We start from the raw sequence: 20,938 nt of genomic DNA on the forward strand, positions 1-20,938 counted from the left end.
GTTACGCAACAGATAAATCATGCAGGTGCAGAATGTCATTTTTTATATACCCTTACGTAGTCAACCTCAAGCGCCTGGGGAAACGGGGTGGTTTCGTCAGGGTTTGGTAAAAAATTACCGCCGACAGCCAGGTTCAGAATGATATAAAATGGCGTGCTGAAAGGATCAAATCTGGCATCAATGTCAGTGAAGGGTACGTGCAAAAATTCGGTTTCATTTAAAAACCAATGCAGGCCTGATTCGTCCCATTCCAGCGCATAAATATTAAAGCTCTCGCTTAGTTTGGCTGACTGCACGGTATGTGTGTCGGTTATATATTTACGGCACTCAAGAGAGGTGCCTTCACAACCGCCAACCCAAAAATGAACCGCAGCACTCGTTGTATAGGGTTCGTTCCCCCGATACTCCATGATATCAATTTCCCCGCCGCGCGGCCAGCCGTCATCCCTCATAGGCATCAGCCAGAAAGCAGGCCAGAATCCTTTACCCTCAGGCATGCGTATACGGGCTTCAAAGCGGCCGTACTGCCATCCTATTGATGTACTGTCAGTCGATATCCGCGCGGATGTATACTCTTTCCCTCCGAATGCTTCGCGCTGTGCAACAAGGTGCAGAACCCCATCCTCAACGTATGAATTTTCAGGTCTGTCGGTATAATATTGCAGCTCATTGTTATATGCAGGCCCTTCCCAGTGAACCCAGGTTTCTCTGTCAATGCTGTTTTCCTCAAATTCCTCGCTCCACACAAGCGTGTATTCCTGCCCGTTGTCCTGTACGCACGATGAGACGATAAAAAGAGAAATGATAAGGAGTGGTGTGGCGGAACCAAGGATTCTGGATCGGGTCATTTCAGTATAAATGTTTCTGTTAGCGGACCGGCATTAACCGTAAAACGGCCCGGTTCAAGTATGGGAATCCCCTTGCTGTCGGGATATGAGAGAATTTTTTCAGGTTGAATTTCAAATGTGAGAGTGGCTTTTTCACCGGGTGCCAGTTCTACTTTTTCAAAGTGTTTAAGTATTTTTACCGGGCGTGTAATTCGCCCCGCAAGATCGCTGATAAACCAGAGAACGCTCTCCTTGCCCGTAACATCACCCGTATTGGTAATTGTCACCGATGCAGTCAGTACCTTTCCGGCTGTAATTTCGGTAGCTGAAAGCACAAGATTATCGTATTCAAAGGTAGTATAGCTGAGTCCGTCGCCAAATTCAAAAAGCGACGTGGTTGCGTTGCTATCCTGTATGATGACATTGGCCTGATCCCTGTTAAAAAAATAGACGGCGCTTGGTTTATGATGGTAGTTTACAAAATGGCCCGTATGCTGCGGGTAGGAGAAGGGCAGCTTACCGCTGGGTACGGTTGTACCGCTCAGAAGGTTAGCAATGGCATCCGCACCTTCAAATCCGGGCAGACCGGCAAAGATAAATGCATCCGTTTCTTTGATGATATCCGTAATGATTCGCGGCCTGCCTGCAATCATAATCAGTACGGTTGGTGAAGCTGACCGGTTCAAAAGGGCAATTTCATCAAGCTGGCGGCCCGGCAGCCGTAAGTCGGTAACATTGCCCACAAATTCCGTATAGGGCTCTTCTCCGGCGGCGTAAATAAGGAGGTCAGCACTTGAAGTACTTTCTAAAAAAGTTTTTTGTTCGGTTGGAGTACCGTCAACCGGAATTGAGTCCGCATAGTGAATTGAGGCATTTGGATACTTTTTCTGCAGTGCATCGCAAAGTGTATTCATCCCTTCAGGATACTGATCCTCACTGCCTCCCTGCCAGCCAATGGTCCAGCCACCTGCCAGGTTCCTTTTACTCTTTGCACAGGGGCCGAATAGAAGGATGTTGTCGGGATTCTTCAACGGAAGAACATTCCCGTCATTTTTTAAAACAACCAGTGATTCTTCGGCAGCCCTGAGTGCCTTCTGCCTATGACTTTCCATCCCGATTCGGTTCATACGGTCGTTGCGCGGGTAGGGATGTTCAAAAAGTCCCAGATCAAACTTTAGTTTTAATATCCGCCGTACCGATTCATTAATTCGTTTCTTGCTTATCCGTCCATCTTTCACGAGCGACAGCAGTGCCTTATTGAATTCGAGGGTTGTCGGAGTCATATTCATATCAATACCGGCTTCAATAGCCATATAGGTAGCCTCCTGATAATCTTCGGCAACTTTATGAAAGTCGACCAGTTTTCCGATATCATCCCAGTCGGTAACCACAACACCGTCAAATCCCATCTTTTCGCGAAGCAGGCCGGTTACAATCTCTTTTGAAGCGTGAACAGGTACGCCGTTGATTTCACCGCTGTTCAGCATCACCGTTTTGAGGCCTGCATTAATAGCAGCCTGAAATGATGGCCTGTGCATCTCATGAATCATCTGCATGCTGACCTGTACGGGTGATCTATCCCATCCCGATGCAGGGTTCGAGTACGCAAGAAAATGTTTCGAGGTAGCTGCAGTACGATACGGTGCGATATCTTCATTATTCTGGTAGCCGCGTACATAGGCCGCTCCCATCACCGAGGCAAGATGAGGATCTTCTCCATAGGTTTCCCAAAACCGCGGCCAGTAAGGGTTGAGCCCTAGGTCGAGTACGGGAGCAAATGTCCAGTGGTGGCCAAGATCTGCCGATTCAATTGCGGTTATTCTGGCTGTTTCAAAACTGTGAGATTCATCAAAGGTGGCCCCCAGATTGATATTGTGGGGAAAAATTGTGCTTCCGCTCAGATAGCTTGCGCCATGCATGTGGTCGATACCGTAAATAATCGGGATTTCAAGCCGGGACTCTTTTACAGCTATCCTGGTCAGACGGTTCATGAATTCGTACCACTGATCAGGTGCAACAGCTTCACCGTTTAAGAATGAACCAATGTGATGGTCACGGATCAGTTCAACAGCTTTTTCTTCTACAAGCTCAACGTTGCGCTGGTTACCCGTTTTATTGATTAGGGTAATGTCGAGCTGAGTCATCTGCCCGATCTTCTCATACAGAGTCATCCTCTGCAGAAGGTCTTCCACACGTTCATCGATGGGGGCGTCAGGATTTTTATAGAGAGCTTGTGCAATCATCTGAGAGGGTCTGCAGGCAGTTATGGCCAATGGCAAAAGATGGGGAAATAATAAGCAAACGTTGCTATTTCAGTGCTGAAAAAACGGAGAATTGAGACATTGAAGACAGTTTCAACGGTTAGTATCAGTGAACCCCCGCAACAATGTAAAAAGGAATTCCTTCAGATGGTAAACAAACTGTTCCTTGAGGTGTCTGATGAGATTGATGGTGCGATGCCTCACAGGAAGGCATCGCACTGTAAGTGAAATCAGAATCGGGATTAAAAGTCGATCCCAATGGTGAAATAGTGAATTGGATTACCGCCAAATCCTCCTCTCTGATAAGGCCAGCCGATATCATACCGGAAGGGAAGTCCAAGCAGAATGGTTCGAAGTCCAAAACCGGCGCCAATCAGAACATCTCCGTCTACAAATGTAACCGGAATATCACCTTCCTGGGCGGGACCGTCGCGCAACAGTCCGGTTTGTGGATTCAGAAACTCGTTTCGTTTGTTACCAATCTTGAAATCAAGATCGGATTGGTTTTCAAAATAGACTACCGGATTCCCATTCTGGTCTGAGAAACGGGCGTAAGGGATGTCGAAACCCCAGGCGGCGCCTGCATCCACAAAAGCCACGGCGGTAATATTCCAGAGCGGCAGTATGGGAAGTGGGCCCGGAAGTACTGCGGCAAACAGAGGAAATCGGAATTCAGCGTTGATAAGTGAAAAACGATCACCAAAAATGGTGTTGAACTCGTGGCCGCGGAGAGGTGTGGCCGGTAATGTGAAAAACGTATCGGCCAGACGCTCAAAAGGTATTTCCGCATCAGACCACTGCTGATTTATCCAGCCGAGCATACCTCCCATGAAGAAAGTTTGTGAATCACGGCCATGGCTGACCGCACCTGCTCCTCGAAGCGCGATGGAGTATTGTGAGCCGAGGTCAATGTATTTTCGATAGTCACCCAGCAGTGTGGCAAATTGTGGTGTTTCAGGCCCGAGCGGCGGACTTGCGGATAGCTGCAGGGAGTAGCGGCTGCCTCCGCGGGGTGTGATAAAGCCCGGAATGGTGTAGTCGCCTGTAAACGTAACCTGGGGATAGAGAAAATAGCTGCGGTCATTGCTCAGGGTTGCATCACCGAAACTTTGTACCGAGCTGAAATCACGCGCAATTCCGATCCCGGATATTCCGTAGTCGAATCGCTGAAAACGGTTCAGCGGGTACTGAAAGTCAACGGAAAACCCAAAGGTGCGAAAACGCAACAGCTCGCCAAAAAAGGTCTGATAATTCCTTGACTGATGGAAAAACGAGGTAAAGAAATTCGTACGGTTCTTCTTATACGCATACTGAACCGTGTAGTCACTATTTCTGAGATCAAAGACAAGGTTGGATCCGAACGAAAGTTCATGGTCCCCGAAAAGATCGGTAAGCGTTACAAACGCAAACGCTGATGATCCGTAATAGGTACTGAGCTGACCCGCTGCATAACTAAAGTCGGGAGTAAACCGAAGCCGGTACTCTTTTGGCTGATATAATCCTTCGTCGGTAACGTTATCGTCGGGCTCAAATTTTTCCGGATCGTCAGTAAGCTCAATTGTTGAATCACGCACCACTGATTCACCAAACTGATAGTTCCGGAAATCAATCCGCTCGGTTTGGGGTCTCTCAGCCCGGACGGTATCCTGATTGGTTGTGTCCGGTGCGGCTTCAATCATCCTTTCAAATCCGGTGGGAGGTGCATCGGTAAGGGTTCGGTAGCTGATCATATTCCCGCGTTCACGATTATCAATCATCTCCTGTGCAAATTCCACTGCAGGCACACGATCTCCCGGAGCAGTTGACGCGCGCTCCTGAGCCCATTGATTGGGTCTGAGCTGGCGATCCATTCTGCGCTCAAAAGGTCCGCGAAGCATGAAGATGTCTGGAAATCCTCTGTTCAGCGAATTAAAGGCCAATCGTGTACCATCGTTCGAAACGGAAACTTGCATCACACCTGATTGCAGGTCGGTAATAGGATAAACTGTACGACTGGCCAGTTCATACTCATAAACATTGGGTATTCCGTTTTGATCGGAAACAAACAGCATTCTGCCATCAGAGGTAACCGTTGGCTGAGTTTCAGACCAGGAAGGAGTATTCGTAAGACGAGTTATCCGGCCACCGCTGTCATTGATACGGTAAAGGTCTGTCTCGTAAAACTCGGCATCCTGCAGGATGGAAAACCCGGCCAGAGCATCACCTGGCTGAAGCTTATCGCTTCGGTTTGAAACGAAGAAAATTGTTTCGGAATCAGGTCCCCACTCCGGGTCGTTATCGCTGTACACGTCATTGGTCAGATTTTGAAAATCACCTGTTTCCAGGTTGTAGACAAAAATATCCTGATAGGGGCCAATGTTTCCGTCAAAGGCAATTTTACGGCCGTCAGGCGACCATGCCACAGAATTAATGGCGTCCACGTCCGGAAATTTAATGGTTCTGGAATTGCCGGATTCATATTCAACAATGGCCAGGTTATATGTGCCTTCAGATTTACTGGAAAGCGCCAATCGGGTACCGTCAGGAGACCAGGAGAGATTGGGAATCAGAATATTCAGTTCCTCAAACATTGGATTATCAGCGCTGCTTACCAGTGTCTTCAAACGTTCGCCGCTGTTTGCATCCACGACCACAATATCAAATACTCCTCTTCTGTTGGTGATCATTGCAATCCTGTCACCCCGGGGAGAGATTGTTGGGCTTGTGTTGTAGGAACCTGATCGGGCGCGAGTCGTAATCTGGGTAGCTACACTATTCAGTGACTGACGGTCGGCTACCTCGGGGAAATAGCGCTGCCGCCAGTATTCCAGCCAGCGGTCGGAAAGCTCATCTATTTCAAGCCCAAGCGATTGTACCAGGGATTGCTGAATATTTCTTGTGGTTTTTATTCTCTGAAGAATCTCAGTGATTTTCGGCCTGCCATATTGATCTGCAATGTAGTACCAGAAAGCCTGTCCGCCCCGATACGCAAAAAACCCACTGAGCTGGGTGATGGGAGGGAGGTACTGGTTCAGAACCGCGTCCCTCATAAACATATCGGTCTGAGTATCCCATCCAAGCGCCAGGTACTCTGCAAGTCCCTCTTCAAACCACAGCGGGAACCGCAGCTGAATATTGTTTTGCACGATCGACTGTACCGACCCCCCGTAGTACACGTCATTGATATAGGCATGGGTCAGCTCATGCTGAAGCGTCCGGCGGAAATCAGCATAATCGCCCATAAAGGGCTGTGTCATCCTGTTCTTAAATTTATCTGTAACACCACCGATACCCTGTGCATCGACCGGCAGCCTAACAACATTCGTTTGTGAAAAATCGCTGTGGGAATCGTAGATAATAACCGGAATCCGGTCGGTGAGCTGATCGCCGAAGTCCTGATTCAGCTGTTTGAGAGAACTTTCAAGTGTCTCGGCCGTAAACTGAGCCAGATGATAATTCTTGGAATCGTAATAGTATATATCGAAATGATCGGTTTCGATATACCTCCAGTCAAATTGTTCGTACTGAACCCTGTTTTTGCCGAAGAAGAAGTACTGTGCAAAAAGGTTTTCAGCAGCCAGAGAGACTATGAAAATGGAGAGGAAACCGGCAATGAGTGATTTTTGAAGCAAACGCATGGTGATAAGGTTCACGAAATAATAATTTTAGGATCGGGATAATTCCAGGTCAATCTGGCGTTTTTCAAGATCGGTTCGAACTACTTTTACGTTGATTGCATCGCCCAATCGATACTTCTTACCCTTTGATCGTCCTGTCAGGCAATGCAGTTTAGGGTGATAAATATAATAATCATCCTTCAGGTCGCTAACGCGAATCATGCCTTCACAGTATATATCATTGATCTGGACATAGATTCCGTTGTCTGTTACACCACTGATGGTTCCCGCAAATGTTTGCCCAAGTCGTTCAGATAGATATTCAACCTGTTTGAGTTTCACGGAGTCCCGTTCAGCTTCTACAGCGTAACGTTCTCTTTCACTGCAATGTTCACCGTTTTGCGTAAGCTGTTCATAGGTATATTCGGTTGCACCTGCACTATACCTCTTCAGCAACCGGTGAACAATGACGTCAGGATAACGGCGTATAGGGCTTGTAAAGTGTGTATAATTTTCAAAACCAAGACCGAAATGCCCGATATTTTTTGGCGTATACTCAGCCTTCGCCATTGCACGAAGCATGAGTCCGTTAATAATCTTCTCCAGGGAGGTCTCTTCAACCTGCTGCAGGAGCGAGTTTATTTTTTTGGGAGTAACATTCCCATTCAGGTCAAAATTGATTCCGATCGGTTTTACGGTTTCCCTGATATTATTCAGCTTTTCAAGGTCGGGTTTATCGTGCACCCGATAGAGAAAGGGGTGGTCGTTTTTTGAGGTTTTACCCCCGCCCTTTTGTTTTCGCAGAGACTGTACATGTGTGGCAACGGTCTTGTTTGCCATCAGCATGCACTCTTCAATCAGGCGGTGTGCAAACAGTCGTTCTTTTACAATGACGTCCACAGGTTTCCCGTTTTCATCCAAAACAAATTTTGGTTCCGGTGTTTCAAAATTGATCGAACCCTCATTGAAACGCCTTTCCAATAGTGTTTTGGCGAGTTTCTCAAGAATCTGAAGTTCATTAATAAATGGATGATCTGCGTTGCCGTCCAGAATATCCTGTACTTCGTCATAAACAAATCGCTGCTTGGAGTGGATTACGGTCTCCTCGATACTGTAATTGACCAGTTTGCCATTGGGTGCAATTTCCATGAAGCAGCTGTAGGCAAGCTTATCTTCATTGGGGCGAAGACTGCAAACTCCGTTGCTCAGGCGTTCGGGCAGCATGGGAATGACCCTGTCTACCAAATAGACGCTTGTGCCCCTGTGAAGGGCCTCTTCGTCGAGTATGGATCCGCGCGGCATATAGTGGGTAACATCTGCAATATGCACACCCAGGTAGTAGTTTCCGTTGTTCAGTATTGCGATGCTCAGGCCGTCGTCAAAATCTTTTGCATTGGCCGGATCGATGGTCATTACGACTTCATCGCGCATGTCTCGCCTGCGTGCAATCTCATCTTCCGTGATATGGTCCGGAATACGTTCCGCAAACTCCTCTACATGATCAGGAAATGAGGATGCAAACTGTTTCTCAGCCAGGATTGACAGTACATTGGCTTCATTGGTGCCGGCATCTCCCAGGGATTGTACAACACGTGCTTGAGGATATCCCCGAACATCATCCCACTGCACCAGGTTGAAAGTTACTTTATCACCCGGTCGTGCGCCGTTTAGATCGTCAGGGTCTACAAAAAAGTCTACACGTGAAGATTGCTGGTCCGACTTGATGAGGTATGTGTTTTGGGCAACCTTTTCAAGCGTACCCACAAAAAGGGTTCTTGAACGCTGTACCACTTCTTCAATGCGGCCCATCGGCTTATTGCTCTTACGGTGATAGCCCATCAGTTTTACTTTTACGATATCACCATCCAGTGCGGTGCCAAGAAACTTATGGGATATTTTAATGTCCTGGTCACGCCCTTCCACAATCACATATCCGTCGCCATGACTTGTTACGTCGAGCTTACCCTGTACAAATGATTTGTCGGCCTCCGCAACTTCATTGAGCCGTACAAGATTACCTTTGGTAACCCTGATATGACCAAGCTGTTTTAGACGATTTATCGATTTTTTTAGTTTTTGACCACCCTTCTTCTTTTTTAAAGAAAGGGCATCTTCCAGAAGGGGGATAGGTATGGATGCATCCGGGTAGGATTTGAGGAGCTCAATGATTTTACGTTCGAGGGAGCTCAATTTATTTTGACTCATAGAGATATTTTGATATTAAATTATTAATTAATGGCAGCAGAATTACCGGTAGAATCTCCGGTTTCATCTTCAGTTTCCTCTTTTCTCTGTATTCCGAAGAACTTTCTGATACTTTCAGATATATTTCTGCCAAAGTCTTTCCAGGTATTGAACTGAAAGCGGGCTTCAAGACCTACCCCGTTCATTTCCTGAGTTTGTGTATTGCCTGATGCAGCGTTTCCTTCACGTGCAATAAGCGTAGGATCCTGTCTGTGGAACGCTGTGATTGAAAAAGTGCGGTTTATCCTGTAGGTGGCACCCAGGTCGCCAATATCGCCTTGTTCACCGGTAATCTGGCCTTCGCGCCTCAAAATTACTCGATCGTCAAAAAGCCTGAGCGCAACACCCAGGTCAACTTCATCAAAAGCCGTCAGGTTCAGGTCAATATCGAATGTAATATCACTCCGCAAAAGGGAGTTGATCTGGTTTGACAGCAGCGGATTGATAACCTGACTTGTCAGAAGTGGATTCACCACAGCAGCCGTACCCGAGATGCCTTCAAGGCCAAGGCCCTGTGCCTGGGATGATGGCAGGAAATTACCGCTAAGCAAAATACTGGTGGCCTGGATCAGTTTTTCCTCCTCATTCTGATTCAGGCTGTTGATTTGCGTGGCGAGTGCGGGATCAAGTGTCCCCTCAATGCCGGTTGGTACACGGAAAAAGAAATTGTTTTCCACAGCCGAAATGGTGCCGCCAATCTGGAGAACAAGCTCAACAGGAATTCTCTGGCCAACCTGCTGCGTGCCGGTTGATCCGAGCAGGGATGAGATAGAAGGCCTTGCCCTGTACACAGCAGTCACATTAAGGCTTGCGTCTATCAGATCACCCTGCCAGCTGATCGCCCCGCCTTCCTGAAGCGTAAACCGCCGTGTAAAGATGTCGCCGCTTACAAACTGATAGTCTCCGCCCTCAATATTGAAGCGGCCGAACATGCTGACATCCTGGTCTTCCAGCCGCAGACTGATCTGACCCGTACCGTTTGCGCTGAGAACTTCATTTGTAACGCGGTCAAAAATTAAATCAACATTGAGCGGATTGGGTGCGGTAAACTGAAGATCCATCGTAAAACGTTCAGCAAATGTGAGATCGTCAGGGATTTCCTCTCCGTCACCGTTTCCTGTTCCGCCGCTCCCGGAAGCCCGTCGCTGGAGGGCTTCATCGAAAGAATCAACAAACTGGATGAAACGCCTGTCCTGCTCAAATTCCGTCTGCTCCTCAAGAGGAATGGATATTCTGGAATTCTGTGAAAGTGTAACGGCAGATAAAGTCCGGATATATGGGCTGAAATTTGTACCTGTGATCTGAGCTTCCCCGGTCCCATAAAGCTCTCCGTAAAAGGGAATATCCGGATCATAGGGGTTGTTCATAAACTGAAGGTTGTTCAGCTCAAGATTCAGGTCGATATATGTGGTGGGTGAAAAGTTATCGAGGTCAACCTGACCTGTAAGCTCGCCGGTACCACCAAAATTATCAGTCAATTCAAGACTTCTGAACAGCAATCCTTCTGTCTTATTGAACTCAATCAAGCCGTCAACCATGTACTCAACATTGGTAAATGCAGGCACACCATAGACGTCGGCGACGGTGAAGGTTGCTTCAAAATCAAAATCGTCTCTGTTCCCTCGAATAAACCCGGAGCCATTCGCATTGCCCTCCATATCCGTAATTATATTGGGAGTAATGACGGGAACGATCCACATATCGATTTCTCTCAGATCAGCGTCAAAATAGTAGAGGTCTTCTTCGGAATTTGCGTCATCCGGAAGGCGGAAGTACCCGTTAAGTCGGATATCCTGGCCAATGCCGTCATTGCTGCGGATATAACCCGAATATTTATCGGGATCTGTAAATATTCGAATATCGGTATCAAATCGCTGTTCCTCTGAATTCAGCACACTGTTGAGGGACAGATCGCCAACCAGCCGGCCGTTAAGACGTGTTTCTTCAACCTGAATATTTCCCTGAACGGAAGGTATTTGTGTAAGTGAACGTGTGGTAAACTCACCGTTCATGAATCCGGAGAACGAGACCCGGGCTCCGATCAGATTGGATATGCGCGACAGGTCCAGATTGGAGACACGATATTGTACCGCATCTTCGGGATCCGGACTGAGCGTACCGCTGATTTCAATCAGATCTTCGTCACTGGTCAATATCATGTCGGTGACCGTAAGGGTGTTATTGTCACGGAACTGAAGAAGCGGGCTTCCCTGAGTAGCCCAGCTGTACTCTTCTGAGCCAAAATCGAACCGGTCAATCTGAAGTTCAATCAGGTTCTCGCTGAGCACACCGGTTATGGATGACCGTACACTGATACTGTCTGACCGTACCAGCTGCTGCTCAAGCTCAATAAAATCATTCCTGGTTGTCAGGTTGAGGAAACTTTCGGTAAAGTTCATATCTGAAACCGATGCCGAAGAAGCATTTACCTGAAAATCGATCAGGCTGAATGCACGAAGCGGCCGGTCGTGACGCAAATTGAGCGTCAGGCTTGAATTCAGATTTTCAAACCGTGCATTTTCAACTGTAAGTGATTCATCGAACAGGTTTCCCGAGAGCTGAAGCCGATTGGTGTTTGCGGTAAGAGAAGCACTGAGCCGGGAGCTGCTCTGCGTTTCGGGCAGTGCAGGCAGGTAATTACGGAGCAGATTAATATCCTTTAGCGTGATCATAAGATCCAGGTCAACATCCGCTATCTCTTCGGATTGTGGAGAGCCGGCTGCTCGGGCCAGGTTAAATGAAAAATTGTCGCTTAAGAGTATCTCTTCGTTGATCCTTTGTTCAAGGTATCTGCCCCAGTAATGCATCGCCTCAATCAAAAGTGAAGGGGAAAGGGTGCCTGATATTTCGCCATCAAAAAAAGAGCTGGTGAATCGAAGGGTTTTGTCGCGCGGATCAGGCTGATTGATGTCTGCATAAAGCTGGTGAGCCCGGAGCCGGTTTGGGCCGATGGCAGAAGGGTTCATCTCCAAATTGATACGGCCCCAGATATCCTCGAAAGAGCTGCCCATGATGTTGGCCGTAAAACTGCCGTTCAGATCCGTTTCCTGTCCGTCAAAAAATTCTGTGTAGGGTAACAGATTCAGATTATCAAAAATGGTTTCTGCAAAAAGATGATGCCGGGAGTCGTTGTTACTGTAAAAACCGCTGCTCCGGACCGAAGAAAATATATCCCGGGCTGAAAGGGTGTAGTCGTAACGGTTTTGGCTGTAATCTACGCTGCCTTCAAGCTGTCGGAGCGTGTGTCCTGCAAGCACCGATTCATCCAGATTTACGGTAAGTGAGTATTCCGGAGAATCCGTAATACCCATTCCGGAACCTGAGATGAGGCCCGTGAGCATTGTTGTTTGCACCGTATCGCGCAGAAATGGTGAGAGCGTAAGCGAATCGGCTTCAATGCTGAATTCATAGGCGGTTTTCTGACCCGCTGGCAGCTGAACAGAGGCATTCAGATTGAGGCCGCCCAGCCCGGTTTCCATCGAAAGTTCTGACCTGAGCTCTGTTTTGCTACCGTTCAGGTCACCACGAAATGTTGTTATGTCGTATCGTGAAAGGTCCGTTTCAGGCAAATAAGGCAACAAAGCGAATGTTAGGTTATCCGGGTGAAGTACCAGGTTTTCGAGCTGAATATCGTAGCTGAGATCATCGGTTAGCAAATCCCTGCCAACACCGCTGAACGTAAGAAAGGATTCGTCGACGGAAGCCTGAAAACGGTCGATAAAAAATTCGTCTCTGTTCCCTTCAGCGATCAGTTCAAAACTCAGTTCTTGTTCAAAATCAGGATAGTCCGGAAAATATCTGCGGATAAATGGAGTACTGAGAGTAGAGTTTCTGAACTCCGCAGTAATATCGGCATTGCGAAACTGCTCAGCCGGACTATTGCCAAAAAGGTTTACGGGAGTTGCTTCAAGGCCGAATTGCAGCTGACCCAATCCGGTTCTGATCCTGAAACTGTTCAGTTCAAAAAAGCGATCGTCACTGTAAACTTGTCCGCTGGTGGTGATATATTCGTAGTCTGAGTCAGGTATTGTGGCGTTGATATTCAGAATATCTGCAAAAATCTGAGAGTCTGTAATTTCTATAAACAGAGAGGCATTAACTTCACGAAAACTGAAAGGGGTTCGGATCTCCAGACCTTCAGGTATATTGATCGATTCCTCAACCTGCACCGTGCCATTGATAATGTTCAGATTGGGTGCGAATATATTGAGTTCGCCAACAAGCACCGGTTCACCGGTTTCAAGCAGGTTTTTGCTTCGAAACTCTTCCTTTTCACGAACTGCCTGCCCAAAATTGAATACACCATCGGTTCTGTTGAGGACAATGGAGGGCTCGTAAAGTTCAAAGGATGAGATCGTAATATTCTGCTGAATCAGTTCCCACCAATCGAAGGTTGCTTCAGCCCGGCCGAAGGAGAGTACGGGATTCAATGTGTCGGATGGAGCAAAAATACGGCCGTTCGTTACCTCCGCCTTCAATGGAAGGAACCCCGAAACATTCTCTATCTCAAGCGTACCTTCATACTGTTCATTAAAACGGTCCACCACTTCATCTTTCATAAACTCCCTGGTTTGAGGCAGCTGCAGAATCAGAACGGTGGCCGTAAGGATACAGAAGGCAGTAAGCAGTACTACTGCAACCGTAATCCAGAAATATCGCCAAAGTTTATAAAGCCAGCGGTATATCAAAGGTTATGTCTGTAAATACATTAGTAATTGGATATCAGAGGCGGTCAAAAACAACGTCCCACGACTCTTTCAAATAAGACTCCTTATTAACTGTCTTAACTACAGGATGTTGCCATGAATCGAGGAGCACAAAATGAATATCCCGATTTTTGTTTTTTTTATCGGCTTTCATGTGGGCGACCAGCCTTTCATAAGATAAGGCATCTTTATCAACTCTGTAACTGTACAGGCTGCCGTACTTTTCGAGCTTGTCACCCGCGGCGTCACCGCCAGTCAGAAGTGAAAGCTTCTGTGCCGCCAGCATCCCCAGGTAAACGGCCTCCCCATGACTGATGGTTTTATAGCCGCACTCTTTTTCAAGTGCGTGGCCAAAGGTATGCCCGAAATTCAGAAATGCCCTGACTCCCCGCTCATGTTCATCTTTCTCTACAATATCGATTTTTACCTCTGCACACGTACAGATCAGGGATATCAGATCGTCATGATCGTGCTCATAGTAGGGGAGTGAGGAATCGAGAAAAAATCCGGTCTGCCTGAAAATTTCATCATCGCTGATGGCTGCATATTTCAAAATCTCGCTTAATCCATTAATCCACTCGTTGCGCGGCAAAGTCTCAAGAAAGGAGATATCTGCAATGACACCGGCGGGCTGATAAAAAGAGCCGATCAGATTTTTCCCGATCTGATGGTTGATTCCCGTTTTTCCCCCGATGGAACTGTCGACCATGGCAAGCAGGGTGGTTGGAATGTGGTAGAGCGGTACACCGCGCAATGCCGTCGCAGCCGCAAAACCTCCCAGATCGCCGGTCACGCCCCCGCCTATTACAAGCACCGGTGAATTCCTGCGGACTTTATTTTCAAGCAGGAAATCAACAACCCTCTTCCATTCGGAGAACGACTTGCTGCTTTCGCCGGCGGGAACAATAAACGTTGAAAAATTTTCAGATCGGTTTTCAATAATACCGCGAAGGCGTTCTCCATGAAGACGGTGCACGTTTTCATCGATAATTACAAACAGGTTCCGGCAATCGTGACGGCTGCAAATGTCAGACAAAGCACGGCTGAGAATGCCATTGCCTGCTGAGTAAATGTATGTGCCCGTGCGGGTATTAACTTCGATGTCTCTGTTCATAAAAAGCCAGTTTGTCAACGATCACTGCTGCGATTTTGGGCGGTGTAAGATCCCCGGTTTTAATTGTTAGATGCGCCTGCGAATAATACGGGATTCTTTGCTCCATTAATGAACTGATTTTATCGAACAGATCACTCTTTTCCGCACTATTTTCGGCAATCATGGGACGTCCGTCTTTACGGTGTAGCCGTTCTGCGATGTCATCAATCGGAGTCTGGATAAAAACCAGCCAGCCGTTCAGCTTAATGTGATCGGTTAGGTGCTGGTTTTGCAGAGATCCGCCTCCAAGGGCAATCACTCCGGAAAGACTTGCAGTAACATCAAGAATGGTTTCTCGTTCAATTTTACGGAATGCTTCTTCACCTTCTGTTTTGAAAATCTCCGGTATGGAATTTCCGGTTCTTTGTTCTATTAATCTGTCCAGATCATGAAAGGAAACATTCAGAAGTTTTGCGAGCTCCTTTCCAACGGTTGTCTTGCCTGAACCCATCATACCGCACAGGAAGACAGCTTGTTTAATTGGTTTAATGTTAACATTCATGCTATCACGACAATTTATGAGGCTTCACCATTTCCACTTCTTCACGCTGTACCCGTACAGTTCCGGCGGGGGCCCCTTTGGGTTTGGTTACGTATTTTCTTTTCGTAATGATTACAGGGGCGAGCCTGCTTCCTCTCGCTTTTGAGTTCCAAGCGGCGGCAGATGCTGCTTTTAGAAGCACAGATTTGGGAGGCATCTCTTTTCTGTTATCCATTCTGATAACTACGTGTGAACCGCTCACACCCCTTGCGTGCAACCAGATATCTTCTTTATGAGCGCTGGTCGTAAGGGCATCATTGCTTTTCGCGTTTTTCCCGATCCAGACGTCAAAACCGTCAATCTCGGTTTTTCTGAATGGAAGCGGGGCTTCGCTTTGTACTTTACTGAGAATGCCCAGCCGTTTCAGCGAATCTTCATAATGGCTGTACCAGTCGTCAAACTCGTAAACCCGTTGCAGTGAATCGAGTGAGTGCAGTAACTCCGTGAGTTCTTTATACTCTTTTTTCATCGTTTTCAGCCTTCGTTCCGATTCTTCCACGTTTCGAACAGCCTTGGCGGATTTATCGTAATATCTCTCCGCATTTTCAGCAATGGAGAGGGAGGGCTTCACCGGGATGTTTACCGGCTGATTGTTATTGTAGAAATCGGGCAGCTCTATGGACCCAGACTCAGCAGGTAATGATTCATGGGCATGAGCCATCAGTATATGTCCGAATTTTTCATATTCATCCGCTCGTTGCAATCCTTTTTCAGCGTTCGAGAGCTGTGCAATGGCAGCTTCATGCTTTTTAACCGAGTGTTCAATTTTCGGGCGAAGATTGCTGATTTTAGCTGAAAGGCGCCGTTCGGAGGATGTTTTGTAGTATGCGAATTTTATCGCTTCGTTCACGTTTTCAAACTCCCTGCGTGTGGGTAACGGCAACAGCGATTCCGGAATAAGGCAGAGATTCCCGTCTTCAAGAATTCTGAATGCGGGCCTGTTTTCCATCGCATCTACAATCTTATCCGTTATGCTCAGTACCTCCCCGGCCTGCATGTCATCAAACTCATAGTGACTGATTAGTGGATCAATAAGGTGGCGGGGGAAGGCGGGATATTTTGTTAAAATCATTTTGCGCGGCGAATCTTTTTCGGCCGCCCGCGGGGATGTTTTTCTTGGAGCTCTGGGCGATGGGGGAGGATTATCTTCAAAACGGATGCTTTGCTTAAAGGCTTCTGTAACGCGGTCATTTTGAATGAGAAATACGTTTGGATGGTTTCCAAAGGGTAAAAAAAGCAGTTTTAACCCCGACTGAAACAGAACGGTAACAAAACGGTCATTCTCTGCCAGTAAAATTTTTATTAATTTATCTTCACTTAGTTGATCAAAAAAAGTTTTTACGTTACTCTTTTTAGGAGATCGGTAGTCATCAAGAAAAAGAGCTGTCTCACTTGAATTTGTGCTGAATATCAGCCTTTTTTTTAATGATTGAGAGGTCTCCAGATAGAGTTCCCATACATCCTTATGTGGAGAATAGCTGAACAGGTACCTGCCACCAGCCAGGGTGCTTTGGAGGTATTCTGACAAATGGTGTAATGCGTAGTAATTATTCATCTGAGTGAACGAGAACCATAGTCTTTAAAAAGCAATTTATGCAATATCCGATTTTTCAGTCAGTGGTAAATAAAATAAACAGCTCACTGACCAAGAGAAACATCGACGTTTTGAAGTTAAAAACATGGGAAGAGTCAAAAATTAATGCTGCAGGTCTGGAAATTGTCATTGACCTGAAAAAATCCACGAATCATCTGAAACAGCTCAATATTAATTTTGACTGGGACAGATTCAGGGAAGCAGCTCTTGCAAATCAGCTAAATGGTACTGACGAGCATCCAATGCTCAAACAGAAGCATCTTACGTCTGCGCGTGTTTCACCGAGCATTGATGTTGAACTGGTATGGCATTTTGACGAACAAACGTCGCAACCCGCAACTTCAAAAGGCGATGCAGACTATCGGATTCAAATGGCTGGTGAATGGATGGAAATTGTGAGCCGGGAGGTGAATGAGTTTCTTGCCAGCGATGACATCATAACCCGGTGGCACCTTGAAATAGATGGGGACGCAGAAGGACGATACCTTAGTGCCATAAATCTGATTTCCTATTTTCAGTTTTCCATGGAAAACCTGGAGAGCCTGAATGAAGTGCTCACATTTGTTGATCGTAAACTTACACACCTGCTATTTAAGGCAAACAGAATTATCAAGATTGCTGACAAAAAAGTAGACCTGGCAGCAGCCTGATCTTATTCTGAGTTTCGGATATAAAAAAAGGACGCATGATCCATGCGTCCTTAAAATCCTTGAAGCGCCTCAGCTTACTTTTTCTTCTTATGCCTGTTTTTTCTCAGGCGCTTTTTCCTTTTATGCTTAGCAATTTTTGCTCGTTTTCTTTTCTTTCCGCTTGGCATGAATAATCACCCGGTCTGTTACTGTTAAACTTGCAATTATGTTTACGTTAGGCAACTATGCCTTCGTACAGAATTACAAAATACAAAACTTTCCGGTAAAACGATACCATCCATCTCTCAGCGTTCCGTACTCGCGAAGCCGTAAGATAATCAGGGGAGCGAGTATAATATTGGGAGAACACTTTTCAGACAATATGAGATTCAGAAAGAGAGGTTTTTTTTGTATTTTCTAAAGCTGTGAAAATTGATCAAAAAAATGCCTGACCTGCTAAAAGTTGCCAAGTTTGGGGGTACCAGCATGGCCGATCTGGACGCCATGAAACGCTGTGCCCGTATCGTCACTTCCGATCCCGATAAAAAAGTTATTGTTGTCAGTGCCACATCAGGCACCACAAATCTACTGTCCTCACTTTTCGATCATGTTGAGACCGATCAAAAAATGGAAATCGTAGATAAAATTCGCAAAAAACATCTTGAGATTTGCACCGGACTCGTTCACTCAACGGAGGTGGAAAAAGCAATTCTACAGGTGATGGATTCACTGGTCGCATTGGTTCAGAATCAGCATATGATGACACCGCGGATACAGGATGAGATCCTGTCACATGGAGAGCTGCTGTCTTCGGCTATTTTTACGGGACTGCTGAAAGAGTATGATACGGGGGAGGTGGACACCAGGTGGCTGGATGCCAGAAAAATTATTACCACAGATCGGTCGCACACAAAAGCTCAACCCGACATATCTGCGATTGCAGGCAATGCGGAAGATCAACTGATTCCGCATCTTGAATCGGTCCGTTTCGTAACCCAGGGGTTTATTGGGAGTTCCCCCGATGGAACTACAACGACACTTGGGCGGGGCGGGAGTGACTATTCTGCAGCCCTGTTTGCAGAAGCCATACACGCAGATGTACTTGAAATATGGACGGATGTTACGGCAGTGTACACTACAGATCCGCGTGTGGTGCCGGCAGCCAGGCCAATCACTGAAATAAGTTTTGATGAAGCGGCCGAACTTTCCGTTTTTGGAGCGAAAGTTCTTCACCCGGCGACCATGGTTCCTGCTGTCAGGAAGAACATCAAAGTGTATGTGGGGTCAAGCATGAAGCCTCAAAAACCGGGAACATGGATCATGAAAGATACACGCAGCAAGCCGGTAATCCGAGCCATAAGCCTCAGGAGGAATCAGACTCTGGTTACGGTAAAAAGCCCCGACATGCTTCACCGCCACGGATTCCTTGCAAAACTTTTTGATGTATTGTCAAGGCATCAGGTGAGTGTTGACCTTGTTACAACCAGTGAAGTGAGCGTATCGCTGACCGTTGATACGGATATCCAGTCGACTGAACGCGATTCCCTGAACGAGGACGTTTTATCGGAACTTAGAACCTTCAGCCAGGTTGACGTAGAGAAAGACCTTTCGCTTGTTGCACTGATCGGTAATAACCTGCATGCAACCTCAGGGCTTAGCGGACCTGTTTTCGGTTTGCTTGAGGATGTCAACGTAAGGCTCATTTGTCACGGTGCAAGCTCACACAATCTCTGTTTTCTGGTAAGTCAGACAAGTGCGGAAAAAGTGGTTCAGGTACTTCATAATCGTTTCATTAAATAACAGGCCCGACATGAAAATTTCAGTAATTGGAACCGGAAAAACGGGAAGTTCCGTAGCCGAACTTCTGGGCGGAGATGCCGTCTGTTTTAACCGGTCAAATCCGCCGGATGCAGAGAAGGTCTCGAATACGGACGCTGCGATCGTATTTGTGCCGCCGGATGCCGCAGCCGAAATCTCGGATGTACTGCTCGAAGCAGCCATTCCGTCCGTCTGGGGAACCACGGGTTATGCATGGCCGGAAAATTTACCGGATCGCGTTAAAGATGCCAATTCAAGATGGATTATCGGTTCCAATTTCAGCATGGGAATGAACCTGATCCGAAAAGCACTTCGGATGCTCGGCAGCGGAAGCAGCCTGCTCGATGATGCAGAATTTCATATTCATGAAGTTCATCATAAAGAAAAAAAAGATGCACCCAGCGGAACGGCATTATCGTGGCAGGAGTGGCTGGGTCAGGATGCACATATTTCATCCGACAGGCAGGGTGATGTAAAAGGTATTCATTCTCTTCACATCAAAACCAAATATGAATCCATAACATTAAAGCATGAGGCGCATTCACGCAAATTATTTGCAGAAGGAGCCGTTTGGGCAGCTAAATATCTGCTCAGACATCCGCATATTGATCCCGGTGTATACACCTTCGCATCCATTTTTGATAAAGCATACAGGGGAGGTTTGTGATGACTGACTCACCCGTTCTTTGGACCGCACTTATCACCCCGTTTCATGAAGATGGGTCGGTTGACGAACAGACTCTTGTAAAACTTGCAGAATTGCAGAATAAATCCGGAAACGGAATTCTGCTGGCCGGCAGTACGGGCGAGGGACTGGCATTGACGCATGATGAAAAACGGCAAATTACAGAACTCGTATGCAATCTTGGGCTCAACGTTCCGATTATGGCCGGAGTGGGTGGATTTAACCTGAAAGAACAAACAAGCTGGATAAAAGAGTGTAACCGGATTGGAGTGGACGCATTTTTGCTGGTTACCCCTCTCTATGCAAGACCGGGTATTGAAGGCCAGACAGAGTGGTTTATGAAACTTATGGACGCTGCAGAAAAACCGTGTATGGTCTACAACATTCCATCGCGGACGGGGGTTAAGATGCCTGTCCAGGTTCTGAAGAATATACGGAATCATAACCGTTTTTGGGCTGTTAAGGAGGCGAGCGGAAGCATCAGCGACTATCTGGAGTTTAGCGAAACCTGCCCTGATGTACCTCTTTTCAGTGGTGATGATGGCCTGCTCCCCTTTTTCTCAGCTGCAGGCTGCAGCGGACTGGTTTCTGTTGCTGCCAATGTTTGGCCCATGGAAACCGGGCTCTATGTTAAAAAATGCCTGGAGCGGAATACGGAAGATCTGTTTCCTGTATGGAAAAGAGCGTCCGCAGCCCTTTTTACCGCACCCAATCCGGTACCGGTAAAGGCGCTGATGAAAGAGAAAGGCATTATTCCGCGCATTCAACTCAGGCCGCCGCTGTCGGAAAAGGATTTGTCCGGTATTTCAGTTTTAAATGCTGCCGATATGAATGTTGCGGAGTGGTATAAAGAGAATACAGAATAAAAAACGAAACGACAGGTT

Annotated in this window: 12 protein-coding genes; 4 read left to right on the plus strand and 8 right to left on the minus strand. The window is 46.9% G+C overall.

Annotated elements, in window-relative coordinates; translation table 11 throughout:
• Positions 1-35: 35 nt before the first annotated feature.
• The 8 genes from DDZ15_RS10380 to DDZ15_RS10415 form a co-directional block, all read right to left on the minus strand.
• Positions 36-848 carry a glycoside hydrolase family 16 protein gene (locus tag DDZ15_RS10380; protein ID WP_109647019.1) on the minus strand — a complete coding sequence of 271 codons (813 nt, stop codon included), beginning with the start codon at positions 846-848 and terminating at the stop codon, positions 36-38.
• Positions 845-3,070 carry a glycoside hydrolase family 3 N-terminal domain-containing protein gene (locus DDZ15_RS10385; protein WP_109647020.1) on the minus strand — a complete coding sequence of 742 codons (2,226 nt, stop codon included), beginning with the start codon at positions 3,068-3,070 and terminating at the stop codon, positions 845-847. The genes DDZ15_RS10380 and DDZ15_RS10385 overlap by 4 nt, the downstream gene beginning before the upstream one ends.
• 260 nt (positions 3,071-3,330) lie before the next feature.
• Entirely contained in the window at positions 3,331-6,720 is a 3,390-nt protein-coding gene (locus tag DDZ15_RS10390; RefSeq protein WP_242978992.1) for a peptidase MA family metallohydrolase, read from the minus strand.
• A gap of 12 nt (positions 6,721-6,732) precedes the next feature.
• A complete protein-coding gene (rnr, locus tag DDZ15_RS10395; protein ID WP_109647021.1) occupies positions 6,733-8,889 on the minus strand; it encodes a ribonuclease R in 2,157 nt (718 codons plus the stop codon).
• Between the two features lie 23 nt (positions 8,890-8,912).
• Positions 8,913-13,616: a translocation/assembly module TamB domain-containing protein gene (locus tag DDZ15_RS10400; protein WP_109647022.1), complete on the minus strand. Its 4,704-nt coding sequence runs from the start codon at positions 13,614-13,616 to the stop codon at positions 8,913-8,915.
• Positions 13,617-13,650: 34 nt separating this feature from the next.
• The gene (aroB, locus tag DDZ15_RS10405; protein ID WP_109647023.1) at positions 13,651-14,748 is read right to left on the minus strand and encodes a 3-dehydroquinate synthase; all 1,098 of its coding nucleotides are present in this window, start codon (positions 14,746-14,748) and stop codon (positions 13,651-13,653) included.
• Complete coding sequence (locus DDZ15_RS10410; protein WP_109647024.1) at positions 14,726-15,289, minus strand: shikimate kinase; 564 nt, start codon at positions 15,287-15,289, stop codon at positions 14,726-14,728. The genes aroB and DDZ15_RS10410 overlap by 23 nt, the downstream gene beginning before the upstream one ends.
• 4 nt (positions 15,290-15,293) lie before the next feature.
• Positions 15,294-16,883 carry an NFACT RNA binding domain-containing protein gene (locus DDZ15_RS10415; protein WP_109647025.1) on the minus strand — a complete coding sequence of 530 codons (1,590 nt, stop codon included), beginning with the start codon at positions 16,881-16,883 and terminating at the stop codon, positions 15,294-15,296.
• Between the two features lie 110 nt (positions 16,884-16,993).
• Between DDZ15_RS10415 and DDZ15_RS10420 the strand changes: the two genes are divergently transcribed.
• The 4 genes from DDZ15_RS10420 (at position 16,994) to dapA (ending at position 20,920) form a co-directional block, all read left to right on the plus strand.
• Complete coding sequence (locus DDZ15_RS10420) at positions 16,994-17,572, plus strand: hypothetical protein (RefSeq protein ID WP_242978994.1); 579 nt, start codon at positions 16,994-16,996, stop codon at positions 17,570-17,572.
• A gap of 423 nt (positions 17,573-17,995) precedes the next feature.
• On the plus strand, positions 17,996-19,351 hold the full coding sequence (gene lysC, locus DDZ15_RS10425; protein WP_109647027.1) for a lysine-sensitive aspartokinase 3: 1,356 nt from the start codon (positions 17,996-17,998) through the stop codon (positions 19,349-19,351).
• Between the two features lie 10 nt (positions 19,352-19,361).
• Complete coding sequence (locus tag DDZ15_RS10430) at positions 19,362-20,036, plus strand: dihydrodipicolinate reductase C-terminal domain-containing protein (RefSeq protein WP_109647028.1); 675 nt, start codon at positions 19,362-19,364, stop codon at positions 20,034-20,036.
• Positions 20,036-20,920, plus strand: a complete 885-nt coding sequence (gene dapA / locus DDZ15_RS10435) for a 4-hydroxy-tetrahydrodipicolinate synthase (protein ID WP_109647029.1) — start codon at positions 20,036-20,038, stop codon at positions 20,918-20,920. Before DDZ15_RS10430 ends, dapA begins: the two co-directional genes overlap by 1 nt.
• Positions 20,921-20,938: the final 18 nt, after the last annotated feature.

This window comes from Rhodohalobacter mucosus, from assembly GCF_003150675.1.
Lineage (GTDB): Bacteria > Bacteroidota > Rhodothermia > Balneolales > Balneolaceae > Rhodohalobacter > Rhodohalobacter mucosus.

Coding starts and splice junctions, on each gene's coding strand:
- DDZ15_RS10415 (WP_109647025.1), bottom strand. CDS start 16,883: ATGAATAATTACTACGCATTACACCATTTGTCAGAATACCTCCAAAGC.
- dapA (WP_109647029.1), top strand. CDS start 20,036: ATGACTGACTCACCCGTTCTTTGGACCGCACTTATCACCCCGTTTCAT.
- aroB (WP_109647023.1), bottom strand. CDS start 14,748: ATGAACAGAGACATCGAAGTTAATACCCGCACGGGCACATACATTTAC.
- DDZ15_RS10430 (WP_109647028.1), top strand. CDS start 19,362: ATGAAAATTTCAGTAATTGGAACCGGAAAAACGGGAAGTTCCGTAGCC.
- rnr (WP_109647021.1), bottom strand. CDS start 8,889: ATGAGTCAAAATAAATTGAGCTCCCTCGAACGTAAAATCATTGAGCTC.
- DDZ15_RS10380 (WP_109647019.1), bottom strand. CDS start 848: ATGACCCGATCCAGAATCCTTGGTTCCGCCACACCACTCCTTATCATT.
- DDZ15_RS10410 (WP_109647024.1), bottom strand. CDS start 15,289: ATGAATGTTAACATTAAACCAATTAAACAAGCTGTCTTCCTGTGCGGT.
- lysC (WP_109647027.1), top strand. CDS start 17,996: ATGCCTGACCTGCTAAAAGTTGCCAAGTTTGGGGGTACCAGCATGGCC.
- DDZ15_RS10385 (WP_109647020.1), bottom strand. CDS start 3,070: ATGATTGCACAAGCTCTCTATAAAAATCCTGACGCCCCCATCGATGAA.